The organism is Subtercola boreus (assembly GCF_003399645.1).
In the GTDB taxonomy this organism is placed as follows: domain Bacteria; phylum Actinomycetota; class Actinomycetes; order Actinomycetales; family Microbacteriaceae; genus Subtercola; species Subtercola boreus_A.
On record NZ_NBXD01000021.1, the window covers coordinates 13,463 to 32,606 of the forward strand.

Genomic DNA, 19,144 nt, shown 5'->3' on the forward strand with positions numbered 1-19,144 from the left:
CGGGGGTGGAGACGGCGGGCGACTCAGAACTGGAAGCCTGTCGGGAAGGGGTCGCTCGGGTCGAGAAGGTACTGCCCGATGCCGGTGACCCAGGCACGGCCGGTGATCGTGGGGATGACCGCCGGGCGGCCGTCGACCTCCGTGGTCGCGATAAGCCGCCCGACGAAGCGCGATCCGATGAAGGACTCGTTGACGAAGTCAGTGTCGAGCGCCAGCTCGCCCCGGGCCCACAGTTCGGCCATCCGTGCGGAGGTTCCTGTGCCGCACGGCGAGCGGTCGAACCAGCCGGGGTGGATGGCCATGGCATGCCGGGAGTGCAGAGCGGTCGACCCCGGAGCGATGAACTCCACGTGGTGGCAGTGGTCGACACCGTCGATCTGCGGATGTCTCGGCGCATCCTGCTCGTTGATGGCGGCCATGATGGCGAGGCCCGCCTCGACGATCTCGTGCTGGCGCGTGCGGTCGAACGGCAGCGACACGGAGTCGAGGTCGACCATCGCATAGAAGTTGCCTCCGAAGGCGAGAGTGTACGGAATGGTTCCGTAGCCCGGCACCTCGATGATCGCATCGAGGCGGTCGACATACGCCGGTACGTTCTCGATCGTCACCGAGTCGGCGTGCCCATTGCTCACCGCGACCCGCGCGATCACGAGCCCCGCCGGGGTGTCGAGCCGGATCGTCGTGACCGGCTCGACGACCTCCACCATGCCGGTCTCGACCAGAACGGTCGCCACACCGATCGTTCCGTGCCCGCACATCGGCAGGCATCCCGACACTTCGATGTAGACCACACCCCATTCCGCGTCGGGTCGGGTCGAAGGTTGGAGAACGGCTCCGCTCATGGCGGCGTGGCCGCGCGGTTCGTTCATGAGCAGCAGACGGATGTCGTCGAGATGCTCCATGAAGTGCAGCCGCTTCTCGTTCATCGTGGCTCCCGGAATGACGCCGAGGCCCCCCGTCACGACCCGGGTCGGCATGCCCTCGGTGTGCGAATCGACCGCCGTGAACATTCGGCTGCTGCGCATGCGTGCCCTCTCCGTCGGTTCGGACTCAGCGTGAAGCGAGGTAGCTGAGAGCCTTCTCGGTGTCGGTGCGCACCTGCGCCTCGTTCGCGGCGCTCAGGGGCCCGCGCGGCGGGCGGGTCCTGCCGCCGAAGCTCTGGCCGGCGATGTCGATCGAGAGCTTGATGGCCTGCACGAACTCGGTGCGGGAGTCCCAGCGGAACACCGCGACGAGCTCCTTGTACAGGGTTCGTGCCTCTGCGATTTTACCCTCGGTGACGAGCGTGTAGATCTCGACCGCCTCTTTCGGAAACGCGTTGGGGTAGCCGGCGAACCAGCCGACCGCGCCATCCACCAGAGCCTCGAACAGCAGGTCGTCGGCACCCGCGATGACATCGAGATCGGTGAGCTCCTGGATCTCGAGCACGCGGCGGATGTCGCCCGTGAACTCCTTGACCGCCACGACCTCGGGAATCTTTGCGAGTTCGACCAGCAGCTGCGGGGTGAGGTCGACCTTCGTGTCGAACGGATTGTTGTAGGCCATGATCGGCAGCCCCACCTCGGCGACGCGCGTGTAGTGCTCGATCACCTCGCTGTCGCTGGCGCGATAGAGGGTCGGGGGCAGCAGCAGCACGCCGTCGGCACCGTCGTCCTTCGCCAGCTGCGCCCAGTGCCTGGCCTGGTGCCAGCCGACGCCGTGCACGCCCGCGATCACGAGTCCGCGGCCGTCGACGGCCTGCACCGCGGTCTGCACGACCCTCCGCCGCTCGTCGTCGGTCAGGGAGGAGTACTCGCCGAGGGAGCCGTTCGGCCCGACACCGCGGCAACCATTCTCGATGAGCCAGTTGCAGTGCTCGGCGTAGCGGTCGTAGTCGACCGCGAGGCCCGCCGGGGCCGAGGCATCCTCCGTGAAGGCGAGGGTGGTGGCGACGATGACGCCGCCGAGGTCGAAGGCCTGATTGGTCATGGGTGTCTTTCTCGAAGGCGATCGCTGAGTGAGGGGGACGAGAGCGGGGTCGGTTCGGCGGCGAGCTCGCCGAGGCGGATGGGCACGGCGATCGGCCGCCGGTCGGTGCGAACGCGGTCGGCGGCACTCGAAACCGGCGCGTCGCTGTGCCCGGGGCCACCGGCCAGCCCCGGTGCGCGTTTCGCGATGAGGTCTTCGATGGTACGGCCGCATACCCGCCCCTGGCAGATACCGAGACCTGCTCGGCTCGAGAGCTTCAGGGAACGAAGGCTCGCCCCGCCGGTCGCCGAGGCCGCGTCGCAGAGCACCCCGTAGGTGACTTCCTCGCAGCGGCAGACGACGGTGTCGGGGGTGAGCCACTCCGACCAGCCGCCAGCGACGCCGTGGGCGTTCTCGATGCGCGAGGCGAACGACCGGTACGTGCGGCGGTGGGCCAGCGCGGGCGCGAGCGCGGCATCCTGAATCGAGCCGCCAGCGGCGAGATGACCCGCGATCTCACCCTCCGCGAGCGCCAGATCGACTCCGCCGATGCCGGTGACCTCACCGGCCGCGAAGACGAGCGGGATGCTCGTCTGCTGTCGCTCGTCGACCCAGACGAAGTCGTCATCACTCAGCGCGCAGCCCGCGGCGATGGCGAGCTCCAGCCGGGGCGTGAAACCGTGGCCGACGCAGACCGCGTCGACCGCGATCGTCTGCTCCGTGCCCGCAAGGGGAGACCAGGCCGCATCGACCGAGGCGATGGTGACGGTCTCGACGCGGTCGGTTCCGTCGGCCCGGATGACGGCCTTGCCCACCCGGTAGGGGATGCGGTGCCGCAGGTGGCCGCGCACATACCCGGCGAGCTCGCCACCCTTCCTGGCGGCCCGCAACAGCTGCCACGGCCGGGGCAGCCAGCCCGCGATCAGCGACGCCGTGCGGTTCGCCTCGTAGACGCCGAGCACGGTGGATCCCGTGGCGGCGAGGGAGGCGGCGACCGGCAGGAGGAACGGCCCGGCGCCCGCGACGACCACCCGTCGCCCGATCGCCACCCGCTCACCTTTCGCCAGAGCCTGTGCGGCGCCCGCGGTGAAGACCCCGGGCAGATCCCACCCCGGAAAGGGCAGGGTTCGGTCGTAGGCACCGGTCGCGAGAATGAGGGCACCGGGCTCGAAGACGAGTTGCGGGCGGTCTTCGCCGTCGACCTCGCCGACGACGACGAACACCGCACCGGGGCGGCCCTCGCGGGTCTCGATCGCCCAGACGTAGGCCTGCCGGATGATGGTGACCCCGGCGCTTCGTTCGAGCCACTCGCGAAGCGCGGTGAACGCCGACCAGCCATGGTGCAGCACCGCTTCGCGCTCGCTCGGGCGCTGTGGGGGCAGGTGCCGCCAGTACTGTCCACCGAGCTCGTCGGAGCTGTCGAGCAGGGTCACGCTGGCGCCCCGGCGGCGGGCGGCGCGGGCGGCCGCGAGCCCGGCCGGGCCCGCCCCGATGACCAGAACGTCAGGCACGGTCATCCGGCACCTCCTCGAACGGCGCCGCGCGCACCCGAACGGGCAGCTCGTCGTACTGCGTCGTCACCACGTCGCCGTCGCGCGCCCGGCGCTGGCAGGCACGAACGTCGCGCGCACCGTTGACCTCGACGAGGCAGTCGAAGCAGACGCCGATGCCGCAGAACACCCCGCGGGGCCGCGCGTTCTTCGACGTCGTGCGCCACGCCAGGATGCCCGAGCCGAGGATCACCCCCGCGATGCTCTGCCCGTCGACGCCCTCGACGGTGCGGCCGTCGAGGGCGATGCGGATGCCGGGCACCTCCGCGGGCCGCACCGGGTCGTCGCACGGCGGAAGTCGAAAGGAGGTCATCGCTCTAGGCCACCAGCTGTTCGAGGTGAGGGGCGAGCGAGGCCCGCGACGGGGAGAACGGCAGAACATCGATCGCCGGGGCGACTCCGGTCAGGAGGTCGGCGAGTAGCGCGCCGGTCGCGACCGAGAGCCCGATGCCGGCACCCTCGTGACCGGTCGCGTGCCAGAGCCCCGGCAGCCGCGGATCGGGGCCGATGACCGGCAGATGGTCGGGCATGAACGGCCTGAAACCGCCGTAGCTGCGCATCACCGGGATGCCGGCGAGAAAGGGGAACAGTCGAAGCGCCTTCTGCGCGAGCTCCCGAAGCACAGCCACGTCGAGCCGGGAGTCGAACCCCACCTGCTGGCGCGACGAGCCGATGAGCACTGTTCCGGCGGCCGTCGTCTCGACGACGCTCGAGGTCTGCAGGGCGGCCTCCCCCGAGCCGACGGCCCCGACGTAGTCGGCGTCATACACCTTGTGCAGGATGCGGTGCGGCATGCGCGACGTGACCAGCACCATCCCGCGCCGTGGTCTGACGGGCAGGTTCACTCCCAGGAGGGCAGCGACCTCACCCGACCAGGGTCCCGAGGCGACGATGACGGCATCGGCATACAGCGCGCGTTTCGTCGTGGTGACCCCGACCAGCGCTCCCTGCGGATTGCGGATGCCGGCCAGCACGGCCTCGTTCTCGGAGAACTGCGCCCCGCTGAGCATCGCCGACGCGATCAGCGCTTCGGTCATGATGACCGGCTGCACCTGGGCGTCCTCAGGGTAGTGCACGGCGGCGGTGATGTCGGGATTGAGATGAGGCTCGAGGCACCGGGCGTCGTTCGGCTGCACCGCATGGGCGATCACCCCCGCAGAGCGCTGCGCCGCCGCGAAGTCGAGCAGCGGCTGGGCACCCTCTGCGGTCGTCGCCACCACCACTCCCCCCTTTCGCTCGAACTCGACAGACGGAAAGCCCGGGCCGAGCTCGTCGGCCAGTTCGGCGTCGACCCGCGGCCAGAGCGTGGAGGAGTACTGCGTCAGCCGCAGTTCGTCCCCCGGCCCCTTGTCGGAGAGCAGCAGGTTGCCCTCACCGGCCGAGGAGGTGCCTCCGACGTTCCGCCCGCGCTCGAGCACGGTCGTGGCGATGCCCCGGCGGGCGAGGCTCCGCGCGGTTGCGGCACCGATGATTCCGCCGCCGATCACGATGACCTTCATGCCGCCCTCTCCGTCCCGTGGTTCTGTAATATATTACACACCACCGACGGATCGGGCCCGCGCACGGTCATCCGGGTCGGACCATCCCGCCGTCGACATCGACCGGGGCGTCAGCTACCGGAGGCCAGCTCCCGGGAGCGGGCCACCGCGGCATCCGTCGCCTCGATGAACAACTGCTCGAGGCCGCCCTCCGAGAGCACGCGGATGGCTTGCTCGGTGGTCCCTTTCGGGCTGGTCACAAGGCGGCGGAGTTCCGCCGGGTCTTCGCCGGTGTGCTCCAGCAGCGCAGCGGCACCGATGAATGTGCCGTTCACGAGGGTCGCCGCCTGCGCGGGTGTGAAGCCCTTGTCGATCGCCGCCGCCGTGAGCTGCTCGACGAGGTAGAAGAAGTACGCGGGGCCGGATCCGGAGATCGAACTGACCGCGTCGATGTCGGCCTCGGGCACCGCGACGACCTCACCGACCAGCTCGAAGAGCGCCGTGACGAGCGCGAACTGCTCATCGCTGGCGCGCTCTCCCTTCGAGAGTCCGGTCACACCCTTGCCGATCGACGACGGCGTGTTGGGCATGGCGCGCACGACGGCGACCGAGGCCGGCAGGGCTCGCTCGTAGGCGTCGATCGTCACTCCGGCCGCGAGGCTCACGACGACGGCATCGGCCGAGAGCGCCGGTGCGATCTCGCGCAACAGCTCGGTCACCATGGACGGCTTCACTCCGATGATGACGAGGCGGGCATCCGTCACGGCGACGAGGTTCGCCCCGGGCGAGGTCTCGGTCGCGTCCACCCTGAGATTCGGATGCTCGGCGACCGTGCCGGCCCGCGACAACGACCGCGTGGTGGCCCTGATGCCGCCCTCGACCGCGACGTCGGGGCGCAGCAGGCCCGCCAACACGGCCTGGCCCATGGAACCCGCACCGAGCAGGGCGGTCGCGGGGAATGTCTGAAGGGTGCTCACGGTCTGGTGCTCATCTCGTCGGGGGTCGGGTTCTGGTCTTCGGCACGGCCCGCCCACCAGCCGAGCACGTGGCCGATGTGGGCGTGCATCAGCGCCCCGGCCGCGTCGGCGTTGCCGGTGACGAGCAGGTCGAGCAGCATGTGGTGTTCGTTCGCCGACTCCTCGAGCTCGCGGGTGTCCCTCAGTTCGGCGAGCCCGACCATGCGGGTCTGGCTGCGCAGCTCGGCCACCAGCTCGACGAGGCGGGGATTGCCGGTGAGGGCGATCAGCGCGAGATGAAAACGCGAATCGGCGGCGAGGTAGCCGGCGAAGTCGGCGGTGGCCGCCGACCGGATGATCTGCTCGGCCATCCCGCGGAACTCCGGCAGGCGGTCGGCCGGGAAGACCTCCGCCGCAATGCGGATCGCCGGAATCTCGAGCCAGCGGCGCACCTGCACGATCTCGCGCAGGTCGTCTTCACCGACGGTGGTGATACGAAAACCCTTGTTGCGCACGGACTCGACGAACCCGCGCTTCTCGAGGTCGAGCATCGCCTCGCGAACCGGCGTGGCAGAGACCCCGAACTGGCTCGCGAGGCCCGGAACCGAGACGACGGTGCCCGGAACGAGCTCACCGGAGATGATCGCCGTGGAGAGTGCCCGCTCGACCTCGGCCCGTAGGCTCGACGACGGCGGGATGCTCTGAATCGGTGAGCTCGAGTTCATCTCAGCATCATCTCGTCTCCGGCCGGTGTCGGAACGTGTGACACGCAGTCACGCCCGGGCGACGCGCGAGACCTCCGGCTGATTCCGCCGGCATCACGACGGGTATTCACGCATTTGCGTGGATTGCACAAAACGCCCTCCGGGAGGGGCAAAGATAGATGCATGACCGAAGAAGAACCGACCGAACCTGCCGCCGAGATCACCTTCGACGGCGAGCTCTATCCCGCCCGGCCACCGAGGCTGCGGCCCCGGGCCAATCTGCGGGCCAGTCGCATCCAGCGGTCGTTCTCCGACCCGCGTTCGGCCGATGCTTCCAACGTCTCCTACGTCGAGTGGCTGATCCGCCAGTCGATGCTCCGCGATGCCCAGGTGCTCTCGCGGGGGCTCTCCGGTCAGCCGAGCATGTGGCGCAATCCCTATGCGAAACCGGATGCCCGGCGAGCCATCCGCACCGCCTCCGTCTGGTTCACGGCCTACCCCATCTCGCTGATCACCGAACCGGGCAAGTCTTACCTCGCCGCCCTGGGTGACGAGGGGCTCTGGGAGGCCTTCGAGACCATCGGCATCTCGGCCGTGCACACCGGGCCGGTCAAGCGCGCGGGCGGCATCACGGGCTGGGGCCAGACGGCGAGCGTCGACGGCCACTTCGACCGCATCTCCACCCAGATCGACCCCGCCTTCGGTTCCGAAGACGAGTTCCGGGCGCTCTCCGACGTCGCCGACCACCACGGCGGCAGCGTCATCGACGACATCGTGCCCGGGCACACGGGCAAGGGCGCCGACTTCCGCCTCGCCGAAATGGCCTACAAGGACTACCCGGGTATCTACCACATGGTCGAGATCCCCGAAGAGAACTGGAGCCTGCTGCCCGAGGTGCCCGCCGGGCGAGACTCGGTCAACCTGAACAAGGAGGCGGAGCACCAGCTCGCCGAGCAGGGCTTCATCATCGGCGAGCTGCAGCGCGTCATCTTCTACGCCCCGGGCCTCAAGGAGACCAACTGGAGCGCCACCGGCCCCGTGCTGGGCGTCGACGGCATCACCCGCCGCTGGGTGTACCTGCACTACTTCAAGCAGGGCCAGCCCTCGATCAACTGGCTCGACCCGACGTTCGCCGGCATGCGCCTGGTGATCGGCGATGCACTGCACTCCCTCGGCGACCTCGGCTCGAGTGCGCTGCGACTCGACGCCAACGGCTTCCTCGGCGTGGAGAAGAGCGCCGGTGGGAGCCCGGCCTGGTCGGAGGGTCACCCGCTCTCCGAGGCGGCCAACCACCTCATCGCCGGCATGGTGCGCAAGGTCGGTGGCTTCAGCTTCCAGGAGCTCAACCTCACGATGGAGGACATCCGCGACACCGGCCGTGTCGGCGCCGACCTCTCGTACGACTTCATCAACCGGCCTGCCTACCAGCACGCGCTGGCGATGGGCGACACCGAGTTCTTGCGCCTGACGCTCCGCACCTCCCTCGAGACGGGTGTCGAGCCGGTCACGCTGGTGCACGCACTGCAGAACCACGACGAGCTCACCTACGAGCTGCTGCACTGGGAGACACTGCACCGCGCCGACCTGTACCCGTTCCGCGACGAGGAGATCACCGGCGGGCAGCTCGCCGAGACCGTGCGCGCCGACCTGGTGTCGAAGCTGACGGGCGAGGCGGCCGACTACAACATGGTGTTCACCACGAACGGCATCGCCTGCACCACGGCATCGGTCATCGCCGCCACCCAGGGCCACACCACCCTCGCATCGATCACCGACGACGACGTGGAGAACATCCGCCTCGCCCATCTCTGCCTGGTGCGCTTCAACGCCTGGCAGCCCGGCGTGTTCGCTCTCTCCGCCTGGGATCTGCTCGGCATGCTGCCGGTGCCGGCAAGCGACGTGCGCGATCTGATCGCCGAGGGAGACACCCGCTGGATCGAGCGAGGCGCCCACGACCTGATGAACGTCTTCCCCGACGCCACCTCGTCGAGCTCGGGTATGCCTCGGGGCCGCTCGCTCTACGGCTCGCTGCCCGAGCAGCTGGTCGCGGAGAGCTCCTTCGCGCTGTCGGTGAAGCAGATCCTCGACCTGCGCTCCAGTTTCGGCCTCGACATCGCCAGCCAGGTCGACATCCCCGATGTCGCCCACCCGGGAATGCTGGTCATGGTGCATCGCCTCGATGAGGGTGACACCACCATCGAAGACCCCCGCATGCAGATCACCGTGCTCAACTTCACGGGCGAGGCCGTCGACGGCACCGTGCGCTCCCCCGCGCTCGTCGCCCGCCGCTCCGTCGTCGACGCGACCACCCGTGAGGAGATCGGCCGAGTGGATGATCTGCAGAGCTTCTCGGTGAGCCTCCCGCCCTACGGCGGGCTCTTCCTCGTCATCGAACCGGAGATCGAGCAGGCCGACTGAACCACTCGGTCCGTGAGGGTAACCCGTGCTCGCACGCTCAGCGAGAGAGCAGCGCCGATGCCAATGCGAGAGCGCCGATCGTCGCAGCGAGCAACGCCCCGATCTGCAGGAACACCCAGCCCTCGCTTCGGAAGAAGGCGCCCTTTGTCGTGTCCGGAACATGCCCGGGAACGAGCTTCGTCGTCATAACCGACCCCTCACCGGGCTGTGCCCTGTCGTGCGCCTGCGAGCGCTTCAGGGCTCCGTTACCCGGTGAAATCATCCTAGTGGCTAAATGTGCCCTGTTTGGGGGTAGTGTTACTGCTTCATCAGGGTGACACTCCGCCACTCGCCCACTTTGAGGATTGATGATTCTCTCTCACGCGTAACCTGAACAGGGGTAACACCATGAAGAGTTCTCTCCCCGCTCCATCCTCCGAAGCGCACAGGCCCGTCTCGCGGCGCACCGTCCTGGCGACGGCGGCCGCCACCGTCTCGGCCGTCGCTGTTGCCCTGGCCACGCCCGGAACGGCCTTCGCCGCACCCGCGAAGGCCCGGGTCGTGCCCGCTGCGGCCGCCCTCGGCACCGTTCCGATCGTGGTGCACGGGCGTGACTTCACCCAGTCGAACTACTGCTGGTACCTGCCCGCCGTCACCGTCCTCCGGAACGTGTCGTACATCATCGACCCGATGACGTCGACGAAGGCCGCCCAGGTACCCATGCAGGGCGGCGGCTCGACGAACCCGTTCTCCCTGATGCGCCTGGGCCCGAACAACTCCCAGTCCGGCGTGCCGGTCCTGATTGACGGCCTGACCCTCACCGGCACCGTGCAGCCGAAGGCGGCCGCCAACCCGACGAAGTCGGGACACAACTACCACGGCCTGGTGGTGTACTGGGGCCGCGGTGCCCAGGTGCTCAACTCGACCTTCATCGCGGCAGCGTGGGGCGACTCCAACTCCCCGCCCGGCGAGACGTTCCAGATCATGGGCTACCGCGACACCGACACGCTCATCGCCCACGTCGAGGTCGACGGTCGCACGGCCGACGGCACGCGCGTCGGCGGGTCACCGATGGGGTTCAATGCCTCCACCCGGCCGGTCATCCAGGACTCCTACCTGCACCACTCGCTGGTGTCGTCGCTCACCTACTCCACCGCCGGGCCCACTCCGAGTGCCAGCAATGCAACCTCGAGCCCCATCACCCGTCGGGTGCGGATCGAGCACAACGCGAACACGAAGATGGCCAACGGCTACCGCTTCACCGGCATCAACCACGAGCACGTCATCGGCACCATCAAGCACTACCTCCCGAAGATCGCCATCGACTGGACCGAGTGGAACGCCTCGCACATGTTCTTCGGCAGCTGGCTGCCCTCGGCACAGGTGGCGATCGCGGTCGATCCCACAGAGATCAGCGGTGGGCACCCGAACAACATGGGCTGCCTGACGCTGCACATCCCCGCGGTGTTCAACGGTCGCCCCAACACCCAGCGCATCAGCGACGTGGCCGTCTGGACTTCTTCAGGGACACGCCTGCAGCCCTACCCGATCACGGGTAACGCGTCGAAGCCGCTGCCGGTCGACCGCAACACGCACTACGTCGTCATCACGGCATAGAACGCGCACCCTAACCCGGGTCGCGCCGACCTCCGAGGAGGGCGTGCAGCAGCGGCAGAACCGACACAACGATGAGCACCGTGCCGAACACGGTGTCGTCGGCCCGCACAACAGCGCCCGCGATCAGCAGGATGCCGAACAGCAGTATCGAGACCAGGCGCCTCGCGGTGCGCTCCAGCCGGGCCACCCGGCGTTCGAGATTCGGGCTCCGCGTTGCAAGCGAACCGTCGTCGACCCGCGTGGCCAGCTCGTCGAGGCGGCGGGGCAGTCGCACGAGCAGGCCGGCTGCCGAGAGTGCCTGCTGTGCGACATCCTGAACCAGGTTGCCACGCTCGTCGCGGATCAGCTGGGCAGCGTACGGCTCGACAGAATCCCAGAGGTTGAACGCGGGGTCGAGCGCGCTGCACACCCCCGAGGTGAGTGAGATGGCCCGGATGATCAGCAGGAAGTTCTCGGGGAGCTGGAACGGAAGCGTTCGCACGACCTCGCTGAACTGGGTGGCGAAGGCGCGGAACTCCCGCGGGTCGACCTTCTGCAGCTCGGCGAAACCCATGCCGCCGAACCGGGCGAACAGTTCGGTCATGGCCCGCTCGAGCTCGGTCGTGTCGGCGGTCGGCAGCAGCACGCCGAGGTCACGCGTAGCGTCGACCAGGCCCTTGCCGTCGCGTGATGCCGCAGCGATCAGCATCCGGCGAAGGCCCGCGCTGGTGTTGGCGGGCACCTCGCCCATCATGCCGAAGTCGATGAACGTCAGCTTCCAGGCGCGTTCGCCCGGGGCTGCCACCACCGGTGTGACGAAGATGTTGCCGGGATGCGGGTCGGCGTGGAAGAAGCCGTTCGCGAAGAGCTGGTCGAACATGACCGCGGCGAAGACCGGCGCCACCTCGACCGGGTCGATACCGGCGGCGAGAAGCGCGGCCGTGTCGGAGATCTTGATGGCCGTGACGTCTTCGAGCGTCAAGACGCGGCGGGTCGTACGCTCCCACACCACGGCTGGCACGCTGACCCGGTCGTCATCGGCGAAGTCTGCGGCAAAGCGTTCCGAGCTGGCCGCCTCGTGCAGGTAGTCGATCTCCTCGAGGCTCGTCGCCGCGAACTCCTCGACGAGCGCGGGCGCATCGACCCGGTCGGAGACGAGCCGCACGTGGCTGAGCCAGCCGCCCACCCGACGAAGCGCCGCCAGGTCGATCTCGACGATCTCATCGATACCCGGGCGCTGCACCTTCAGAATGGCGGCGGTGAGCCCGGTGTCGCCCGCCAGAAGCGGGGCGAGCCGTGCACGGTGCGCCTGGCCGAGGGATGCCGCGGCCACCGGAACCTCGTCGACGGACGAGAAGGCACCGCCGAGCGGCACACCCAACTCCTTCTCGGCGAGCGCACGAATCGCGTCGAACGGTACCGGTGGCACCTCGTCCTGGAGGCCTTCGAGCTCTTTCGTGATCTCAGGCGGCAGAACGTCGAGGCGCGACGACAGAAACTGGCCGACCTTGATCATCAACCCGCCGAGATCGACGGCGAGAACGTGGAACTTCTCGGCGAAACGCTGCATCCGCCTCGAACGGGTGCGTTCAGCGATCCGAGCGAGCCCGATGCGGGGCAGTAGCAACTCGAACCACCACGTGACGGCAAGGTTCCACCCGGCGAAACGAAGGATGCGACGGTACCGGGCGCGCGCGGCGCCCTTCCCGGGCGTCCAATGGTCGTGATTCTGGGCCGCTGGCGGCACCCCGCTCAATCCTGGGCGAGGATCGAGTACAGACGGCGGCGGGTCTCCTCGAGAGCCGTCACTGCCTGCTGGATCTGCTCGGGAGTACCGGTGCGGCCGACCTGAGCGGCGGCCTGCGCGAGCTCGACACCAGCCTTCGTCAGGGCGCCGAACTTGGGACCCTCCGGCTGCTCGGAGCTCTTCCAGGCGGTGGAGGCATCGACGCCGGCGATGCTCTCGCGACCGGCCTCGGTGAGCGAGAACGTCTTGCGACCGTTCGACTCCTCGGCGCTGATGAGCCCCTCGTCAGCGAGCAGCTGCAGGGTCGGGTAGACCGAGCCGGCGCTGGGCTTCCAGCTGCCGCCGCTGCGCTCCTCGATCTCGTGGATGATCTGGTAGCCGTGCATGGGCTGCTCGGCGAGCAGCGCGAGCACTGCGGCGCGCACGTCACCACGGCCCACGCGGGTGCCCGCGGTGCGCTTCTCGAAGCTCGAGCGCAGCTGCTCCATCGACTGCCACACGCCCTCGAGACCCTTGCTCATGTCGAAACCGCCCGGGGAGAATGAACCAGCCATGATGACCTCCAATAGTGAAACGCGAACATTTGAACGATACCCAACGATACCCAACGACATAGGGTGAACGACAGCGTCTGCGCTGTGCCTTGCCTGTGAGTCGCCTTGTCATGGGCTCGACACCGCTCCGCCCTTGAGGTGCGCGCGCCTCCGCTATTGAGATGCTCCGCCCCTGAGGGCGCGTCATCACGGAGCCCGACTGAGGTGATCCGGTCGGCCGAGATGAACGGGGCGGCACCGGAGGCGTTCTGAGCCAGCATCCGGCACCGGGTCGGCGATGTGGGAGTACCCCCAGAGGGACTCGAACCCTCACTGTGTCGATTTTAAGTCGACTGCCTCTGCCGATTGGGCTATGGGGGCCCGGCTCCAGCCGAGGCTACTCCTTGGAGACAGCTCCGCCGACGACGGCGGGGAGGCCCGCCGGGCCGGGGATCTGGGCAGCGCCCGACTCTGAACCCTTACCCGCATTCGAGCCGGCTGAGGCAGCAGGAGCACCGCCAGCTGCAGGAGCACCGCCAGCTGCAGGAGCCCCGGCGCCGACGCCGGCAGGTGCTGCGGGGCGCGGACGCGACGCGAACTCCTCGAACGCGGCGCGCGGGTGCACGCGGGCCTCGAGCGAGGCGATGTCGCGGCCGAGCACGAGGTTGAACCCCCAGTTGCCGATGACGCGGATCTTTCGTTCCCAGCTGGGCATCGCGAGACCGTGGTAGCCACGGTGCATGACCCAGGCCGGGAAGCCGGTGATGCCGATCTTCCCCGACTGGAACGCACCGATGCCGAGCCCGAGGCTGGCGACGGCACCCGCGTTCTTGTGGATGTAGTCCTTGACGTCTTCGCCGCGCAACTCTGCGACGATGTTCTTGGCGAGCTGCTTGCCCTGGCGAACCGCGTGCTGGGCGTTCGGCACGCAGAACCCGCCGACACCACCACCGGTCAGGTCGGGAACGGCTGTCACGTCACCGGCACCCCACGCGTCGACGACGACACCGTCATCGTTCTTGACACGCAGGTCGGGCTGGACCTTCAGGCGGCCACGCTCCTCGATGGGGAGGTCGGTGTTCTTCAGCATCGGGCTTGCCATGACCCCGGCCGTCCACACGATGGTGGCCGACTCGAAGCTCTCACCGGTCGACAGCTCGACGACACCGCCGACGGCCGACTTGAGCTGGGTCTCGAGGTGCACCTGGGCACCACGTTCGCCGAGGTTCTTGACGACCCAGTCGGCCGTCTTCGCCGAGACCTCGGGCATGATGCGGCCCATCGCCTCGATGAGGTGGAAGTGGGTGTCTTCGAAGCTGAGTTCGGGATAGCTGTCGAGGAGGGCACTGGCGAACGAGCGCATCTCGGCGAAGATCTCGATGCCGGCGAAACCGCCACCGACGACCACGAAGGTGAGCAGGCGGTCACGCTCCGCCCCCTCGGGCAGCTGGGATGCCTTATCGAAGTTCGTGAGGATGCGGTCGCGGATGGCGACGGCCTCTTCAATGGTCTTGAGCCCGATCGCCTCGTCGGCGACACCGGGGATGGGGAAGGTGCGGGAGACCGAACCGGCGGTCACCACGATGATGTCGTACTCGAGTTCGTAGTCTTCACCGACGTTCGGGTGGACGGTGACCGTCTTGTCGGCGTGGGTGATCTTCTCGACCTTGCCGGCGATGATCGTGGTCTTCTTGAGGTGACGGCGATGCGCCACAACCGCGTGACGGGGCTCGATGGAGCCCGCGGCGATCTCGGGCAGGAACGGCTGGTAGGTCATGTACGGCAGCGGGTCGACGACCGTGACCTCAGCCTCGCCGGAGCGCAACCACTTCTCGAGCTTCCAGGCGGTGTAGAAGCCAGCGTATCCGCCGCCTACGATCAGGATTCTGGGCACAGTAAAGGATCTCCTCGGTGAAGGTGCAAGCCATCAGGCTACTACCTCCGCAGCGGGGCCCACACGCACGACAGGTGAACGTCGTGCGATCAGGATGCTGCGGAGCTGTTCAATGGCCGGCGCTGGCCGCAGGTACAGGATACTCCTTGCACTCGCAGACCAGAGGCGACCAATCGCCGCGCGCCAGAGCTTCATCGCCGATCGGGTTGACCCCGGGGCCGGCAGCAAGGGAGTGGGCGGCCAGGGCATGCAGGCATTTGACCCGCACCGGCATCCCGCCAGCCGAGATCCCCGCGATCTCGTCGACCACGGCGATGCTCTCCCGGTCGCCGATGTACTGCTCATGGGCGGCGCGGTAGGCATCCCCCACCCCGTCGTCACAGGTCACGAGGCTCTGCAGCTCGGGCATGATCCGCGCGGCTTCGAGGTCGGACATCGCCGCCGTGGCAGCCGGGTGGCTGAGGTAGTACAGCGTCGGGAACGGCGTGCCGTCGTCGAGCCGGGGCGCCGTTGCGACCACGGTGGGTGCCCCGCAGACGCAGCGCGCGGCGATGCCCAGTACGTTCCGGGCCCGTCGCCCCAGCTGGTTGGAGACCGTCTGGATGTCGAGTTCGGTCGGCGGGTCGAACGGTGGCCGGGTCATGGTGCTGTTCCGTCTGCCGGCTGGATGCCGAGCTGTTCTGGGGTCTGGGTGCTGAGCCCCGCGGTCATTCCCGAAGCGAAGAGCGACGCGATCCAGTCGCTCTGGGTGGCCTGGATGTCGGTGCTCACCGGAGTGGTCGACGACGGGTCGGCGGAGTTCACGTCGTTGAGCACGAGAAAACTGGTCTCGCCGGGCATCACGTAGTACAGCCGCTCGCGCGCCTCGGCGCGCACGTAGGCAGGATCGCTCCACCTGGCGACCTCTGCCGTCAGGGCGGAGTTCTGCGTCTGGGCTGCAGCGAGGTTGTGCTGCAGGTCGGAGATCTGCTGGCGCTGCTCGATGAAGATGCGGGCACCCGGGGCCACGATGACGACGAACAGCAGCAGCACGACGAGCATCAGCACGGTGAACCCCGAGAAGCGGATGCTGCGGAGCCAGTTCGTGGGCACCGCCCCCGCCGCGCCGGTGACGCCGACCGGGCGGCCTCCACGCGGTCGACGGTTGCCAGAACCGGGGGCTCTGCCGACCGTCGACCTCATGGAGTTCCTCTCAACTGACTGCCCGGGACTACGCCTGGGCGGAGAAACGGGGGAACGCCGTGCGACCTGCGTAGACGGCGGCCTCGGCGAGCTCCTCTTCGATCCTCAGGAGTTGATTGTACTTAGCCACGCGCTCGCTGCGGGCAGGCGCTCCGGTCTTGATCTGACCCGAGTTCGTCGCCACCGCGAGGTCGGCGATCGTGGTGTCTTCGGTCTCACCCGAGCGGTGCGACATCATCGTGGTGTAGCCGGAGCGCTGGGCCAGCGAGACCGCGTCGAGCGTCTCGGTGAGCGTGCCGATCTGGTTGACCTTGACCAGCATCGAGTTTCCTGCGCCGAGCGAGATGCCTTTGGCAAGGCGCACCGGGTTGGTGACGAACAGGTCGTCTCCGACGATCTGCACTTTGCTGCCGATGGCGGCGGTGAGGTGCTGGTAGCCCTCCCAGTCGTCTTCTTCGAGCGGGTCCTCGATCGAGACCAGCGGGTAGTTCGCCAGCAGGTTCTCGAAGTACGAGCTCAGCTCGACCGACGAGGTCGCCTTGCCCTCGAACTGGTAGGCGCCGTCGCGGTAGAACTCGCTGGCCGCGACATCCATCGCCAGGGCGATGTCGGTACCGGGCGTGAAACCTGCGGCGGTGATGGCCTCGAGGATGAGGTCGAGCGCGGCAGCGTTCGACGACAGGTTCGGCGCGAACCCACCCTCGTCGCCGAGGCCGGTCGAGAGGCCCTGCTTCGACATCAGCGACTTGAGGGCGTGGTACGTCTCGACGCCCCAGCGGAGCGCCTCGGCGAAGCTGTCGGCGCCGATCGGAGCGATCATGAACTCCTGGATGTCGACGTTCGAGTCGGCGTGGGAGCCGCCGTTGATGATGTTCATCATCGGAACGGGCAGCACATGGGCGTTCGGGCCGCCGACGTAGCGGAACAGCGGCAGGTCGGCGGAGTCGGCGGCGGCGCGGGCCACGGCGAGCGACACGCCGAGGATCGAGTTCGCGCCGAGGCGGCTCTTGTTCTCGGTGCCGTCGAGGGCGATCATCGCACCGTCGACGAGGCGCTGGTCACTCGCGTCGAAACCCTCGAGTGCCGGGCCGAGCTCGTCGAGTACCGCGTCGACGGCCTTCAGCACGCCCTTGCCGAGGTAGCGACTCTTGTCGCCGTCGCGCAGTTCGTACGCCTCGAACGCGCCGGTGGATGCTCCGGACGGAACGGCAGCGCGGGAGACCACGCCGTCGTCGAGCAGTACCTCGACCTCGATGGTCGGGTTGCCTCGCGAGTCAAGGATTTCGCGAGCGCCTACGGCTTCGATCAGTGCCACTGGATTGTCTCCTCAGGTTGGATTGACGGATGCCGTTCGGAACGATCATCCAAGCCCCGAGTCTAACGAAGACCTACTCTTCGCCGACGCTCAGCGCCTGTGCTTCATCGAGTTCGGACTCCTCGCCGCCGTTGTCGACACGGCGGAGGGTCTTCCGACCGATCACCACGAACAGGGCTGCGACGATGACCGAGCCCGCCGCGGCGTACATCGGGAAGCCCGGCGACACGGCCACGGCCAGCGCGGCGGCGGCGGGCGGCGCAATGGCCCCACCGAGGAAGCGCACGGCCGAGTAGGCGGAGGAGGCGACCGTGCGCGGCAGATCCGTCGCCATCATGACCGACTCGGTGAGCACGGTGTTCACGACTCCGAGCATGAGCCCGCCGACCACGATGCAGGCGATCAGCCCGACGGTCGACTCGATGAGCAGCCCGCCCGCGACCAGATCGAGCGCAAGCAGCACCAGTGCGCCGATCAGGGCGGTGGTGCGCCTCATGCGGCGCGTCAGGAGGGGAGCGACGAAGACGCTCGTGATCGCGACACCCATACCCCAGCCGAAGAACGTGAAGCCGAGGCCGATCGCGTTCAGGCCGAGCGGGAACGGGGTGTAGGCGAGCAGGGTGAAGAAACCCATGTTGTAGAACAGGGCGGTGAAGGCGAGCAGCCGGATGCTCGGGTTCGCCAGTGCGCGAAGGGGAGCGCTGAGGCGGGTCGGTGTGCGGTCGGCCTTCTCGTCTTTCGCAAGCAGCACCGCGATCGCGATGAACCCGATGGCCATGAGCACCGCGGTGCCGAAGAACGGGCCACGCCAGCTGATCGAACCCAGCAGGCCGCCGAGCAGTGGACCGATGGCGATGCCGAGACCGAGGGCGGCTTCGTAGAGCACGATCGCGCTGGACGCTCCCCCGCTGGCGGCGCCCACGATCGTGGCGAGAGCCGTCGAGATGAAGAACGCGTTGCCGAGGCCCCAGCCGCCGCGGAAGCCGATGACGGCCTCGACGCTACCGGCCGCGCCCGCGAAGGCGGCGAACACCACGATCAGGGCGAGCCCGATCAGGAGCGTCTTCTTCGCGCCGATGCGGCTCGAGACGAAGCTCGTGATGAGCATCGCGAGACCGGTGATGATGAGGTAGCTCGTAAAGAGCAGTGAGGTCTGCGTCGGGGAGGCCTGCAGCGCCTCGGCGATCGCCGGCAGGATGGGGTCGACCAGGCCGATGCCCATGAAGGCGATGACGCTCGCGAACGCGACCGCCCAGACGGCCTTCGGCTGATGGAGGATGGATGCCCCACCGCCGTGCGGACCCGCGCCGTGGCCCGTGTTCGTGTGACTGGTCTCCCGTGTCGCCGTCATTACGCCGCCAGCTCCTGAACGTCGATGCGGTCGCCGATCAGGTCGGTGGCTTCGCTCAGAACGCTGAGCTCGCGTGTGGTGAGGTCGGCGAAGAGGGGTTCGAGCGCCATGCCGAGGCGGTAGCGCCAGTCGTTCAGTGCGTTCTGGCCCTTCGGGGCGATCGCTATCTGCCAGGCGCGGGCGTCGGAGGTGTCGGCGATGCGCTTGATCCACTCCAGCTCGTTCAGGTTCGCGACGATCTTGGTCATCGTGGGCTGGCTGACACGGTTCGCCGTGGCGAGTTCGCCGAGGCGCAGCGGGCCCGACGAGGTCAGCACGCTGAGCGTGCGCCAGGCCGCCGGCGAGGTGGAGTCTCCCGTGGCCTGGGCCGCGAGACGGGTGAGACGGTGGGTGACCGATACAAGGTCACCGAGAAGTTCGGAGAGTTCGCTGTTCACTTGCCTAATTGTATAGCCAAACTATCTATCCACCAAACCCCGCCCCTGCCCGCCCTG

General features: G+C 68.2%; 18 protein-coding genes and 1 tRNA gene. 2 read left to right on the top strand and 17 right to left on the bottom strand.

Annotated features, from left to right (window positions below; all coding sequences use genetic code 11):
* Positions 1–23: 23 nt before the first annotated feature.
* The 7 genes from B7R24_RS11000 to B7R24_RS11030 all read right to left on the bottom strand — a co-directional run bounded on the left by B7R24_RS11000 (position 24) and on the right by B7R24_RS11030 (position 6,656).
* Positions 24–1,025: a proline racemase family protein gene (locus B7R24_RS11000; RefSeq protein WP_116419027.1), complete on the bottom strand. Its 1,002-nt coding sequence runs from the start codon at positions 1,023–1,025 to the stop codon at positions 24–26.
* 25 nt (positions 1,026–1,050) lie between these two features.
* Entirely contained in the window at positions 1,051–1,968 is a 918-nt protein-coding gene (locus tag B7R24_RS11005; protein ID WP_116419028.1) for a dihydrodipicolinate synthase family protein, read from the bottom strand.
* Positions 1,965–3,464, bottom strand: coding sequence for an FAD-dependent oxidoreductase (locus tag B7R24_RS11010; RefSeq protein ID WP_116419029.1), 1,500 nt, complete (start codon positions 3,462–3,464; stop codon positions 1,965–1,967). The genes B7R24_RS11005 and B7R24_RS11010 overlap by 4 nt, the downstream gene beginning before the upstream one ends.
* Positions 3,451–3,810, bottom strand: a complete 360-nt coding sequence (locus B7R24_RS11015; RefSeq protein WP_116419030.1) for a (2Fe-2S)-binding protein — start codon at positions 3,808–3,810, stop codon at positions 3,451–3,453. Before B7R24_RS11015 ends, B7R24_RS11010 begins: the two co-directional genes overlap by 14 nt.
* Positions 3,811–3,814: 4 nt before the next feature.
* Positions 3,815–4,996: an NAD(P)/FAD-dependent oxidoreductase gene (locus tag B7R24_RS11020; protein WP_116419031.1), complete on the bottom strand. Its 1,182-nt coding sequence runs from the start codon at positions 4,994–4,996 to the stop codon at positions 3,815–3,817.
* Positions 4,997–5,106: 110 nt separating this feature from the next.
* Entirely contained in the window at positions 5,107–5,952 is an 846-nt protein-coding gene (proC, locus tag B7R24_RS11025; RefSeq protein WP_301182486.1) for a pyrroline-5-carboxylate reductase, read from the bottom strand.
* On the bottom strand, positions 5,949–6,656 hold the full coding sequence (locus B7R24_RS11030) for a GntR family transcriptional regulator (protein WP_116419032.1): 708 nt from the start codon (positions 6,654–6,656) through the stop codon (positions 5,949–5,951). Before B7R24_RS11030 ends, proC begins: the two co-directional genes overlap by 4 nt.
* A gap of 162 nt (positions 6,657–6,818) precedes the next feature.
* Here B7R24_RS11030 and treS point away from each other — a divergent pair, with 162 nt between their 5' ends.
* The gene (gene treS / locus B7R24_RS11035) at positions 6,819–9,053 is read left to right on the top strand and encodes a maltose alpha-D-glucosyltransferase (RefSeq protein WP_116419033.1); all 2,235 of its coding nucleotides are present in this window, start codon (positions 6,819–6,821) and stop codon (positions 9,051–9,053) included.
* Positions 9,054–9,090: 37 nt separating this feature from the next.
* Here the strand turns inward: treS and B7R24_RS17600 are convergent, their stop codons facing one another.
* On the bottom strand, positions 9,091–9,240 hold the full coding sequence (locus B7R24_RS17600; RefSeq protein ID WP_172582798.1) for a hypothetical protein: 150 nt from the start codon (positions 9,238–9,240) through the stop codon (positions 9,091–9,093).
* Between the two features lie 200 nt (positions 9,241–9,440).
* On the opposite strand from B7R24_RS17600, the gene B7R24_RS11040 reads away from it, so the two are divergent.
* Positions 9,441–10,649 (top strand): hypothetical protein, encoded by a 1,209-nt coding sequence (locus B7R24_RS11040; protein WP_116419034.1) that lies wholly within the window; start codon positions 9,441–9,443, stop codon positions 10,647–10,649.
* 10 nt (positions 10,650–10,659) lie between these two features.
* Here B7R24_RS11040 and B7R24_RS11045 read toward each other — a convergent pair whose 3' ends face one another.
* From B7R24_RS11045 to B7R24_RS11085, 9 genes are all read right to left on the bottom strand, one after another.
* Positions 10,660–12,375, bottom strand: a complete 1,716-nt coding sequence (locus tag B7R24_RS11045) for an ABC1 kinase family protein (protein WP_116419035.1) — start codon at positions 12,373–12,375, stop codon at positions 10,660–10,662.
* Positions 12,376–12,380: 5 nt separating this feature from the next.
* Positions 12,381–12,929, bottom strand: a complete 549-nt coding sequence (locus tag B7R24_RS11050) for a PadR family transcriptional regulator (protein WP_253259418.1) — start codon at positions 12,927–12,929, stop codon at positions 12,381–12,383.
* Positions 12,930–13,215: 286 nt separating this feature from the next.
* Positions 13,216–13,289 (bottom strand) — tRNA-Leu (locus B7R24_RS11055).
* Positions 13,290–13,305: 16 nt separating this feature from the next.
* Positions 13,306–14,802 carry an NAD(P)/FAD-dependent oxidoreductase gene (locus B7R24_RS11060; protein WP_116419036.1) on the bottom strand — a complete coding sequence of 499 codons (1,497 nt, stop codon included), beginning with the start codon at positions 14,800–14,802 and terminating at the stop codon, positions 13,306–13,308.
* Between the two features lie 109 nt (positions 14,803–14,911).
* Positions 14,912–15,445 (bottom strand): DUF501 domain-containing protein, encoded by a 534-nt coding sequence (locus tag B7R24_RS11065; protein ID WP_116419037.1) that lies wholly within the window; start codon positions 15,443–15,445, stop codon positions 14,912–14,914.
* Positions 15,442–15,984, bottom strand: coding sequence for an FtsB family cell division protein (locus B7R24_RS11070; protein WP_116419038.1), 543 nt, complete (start codon positions 15,982–15,984; stop codon positions 15,442–15,444). Before B7R24_RS11070 ends, B7R24_RS11065 begins: the two co-directional genes overlap by 4 nt.
* A 28-nt stretch (positions 15,985–16,012) precedes the next feature.
* Positions 16,013–17,299 (bottom strand): phosphopyruvate hydratase, encoded by a 1,287-nt coding sequence (gene eno, locus B7R24_RS11075; protein ID WP_116419039.1) that lies wholly within the window; start codon positions 17,297–17,299, stop codon positions 16,013–16,015.
* A 73-nt stretch (positions 17,300–17,372) separates the two neighbouring features.
* On the bottom strand, positions 17,373–18,650 hold the full coding sequence (locus tag B7R24_RS11080) for an MFS transporter (RefSeq protein ID WP_116419040.1): 1,278 nt from the start codon (positions 18,648–18,650) through the stop codon (positions 17,373–17,375).
* Positions 18,650–19,087, bottom strand: coding sequence for a MarR family winged helix-turn-helix transcriptional regulator (locus tag B7R24_RS11085; RefSeq protein ID WP_116419041.1), 438 nt, complete (start codon positions 19,085–19,087; stop codon positions 18,650–18,652). Before B7R24_RS11085 ends, B7R24_RS11080 begins: the two co-directional genes overlap by 1 nt.
* Between the last annotated feature and the right edge of the window lie 57 nt (positions 19,088–19,144).

Bases quoted from the DNA above. Each gene is read 5' to 3' on its own strand.
- B7R24_RS17600 (WP_172582798.1), bottom strand. From the start codon at position 9,240: ATGACGACGAAGCTCGTTCCCGGGCATGTTCCGGACACGACAAAGGGC.
- B7R24_RS11040 (WP_116419034.1), top strand. From the start codon at position 9,441: ATGAAGAGTTCTCTCCCCGCTCCATCCTCCGAAGCGCACAGGCCCGTC.
- B7R24_RS11065 (WP_116419037.1), bottom strand. From the start codon at position 15,445: ATGACCCGGCCACCGTTCGACCCGCCGACCGAACTCGACATCCAGACG.
- B7R24_RS11005 (WP_116419028.1), bottom strand. From the start codon at position 1,968: ATGACCAATCAGGCCTTCGACCTCGGCGGCGTCATCGTCGCCACCACC.
- B7R24_RS11010 (WP_116419029.1), bottom strand. From the start codon at position 3,464: ATGACCGTGCCTGACGTTCTGGTCATCGGGGCGGGCCCGGCCGGGCTC.
- B7R24_RS11015 (WP_116419030.1), bottom strand. From the start codon at position 3,810: ATGACCTCCTTTCGACTTCCGCCGTGCGACGACCCGGTGCGGCCCGCG.
- B7R24_RS11070 (WP_116419038.1), bottom strand. From the start codon at position 15,984: ATGAGGTCGACGGTCGGCAGAGCCCCCGGTTCTGGCAACCGTCGACCG.
- B7R24_RS11020 (WP_116419031.1), bottom strand. From the start codon at position 4,996: ATGAAGGTCATCGTGATCGGCGGCGGAATCATCGGTGCCGCAACCGCG.
- B7R24_RS11080 (WP_116419040.1), bottom strand. From the start codon at position 18,650: ATGACGGCGACACGGGAGACCAGTCACACGAACACGGGCCACGGCGCG.
- B7R24_RS11030 (WP_116419032.1), bottom strand. From the start codon at position 6,656: ATGAACTCGAGCTCACCGATTCAGAGCATCCCGCCGTCGTCGAGCCTA.
- B7R24_RS11050 (WP_253259418.1), bottom strand. From the start codon at position 12,929: ATGGCTGGTTCATTCTCCCCGGGCGGTTTCGACATGAGCAAGGGTCTC.
- B7R24_RS11000 (WP_116419027.1), bottom strand. From the start codon at position 1,025: ATGCGCAGCAGCCGAATGTTCACGGCGGTCGATTCGCACACCGAGGGC.
- treS (WP_116419033.1), top strand. From the start codon at position 6,819: ATGACCGAAGAAGAACCGACCGAACCTGCCGCCGAGATCACCTTCGAC.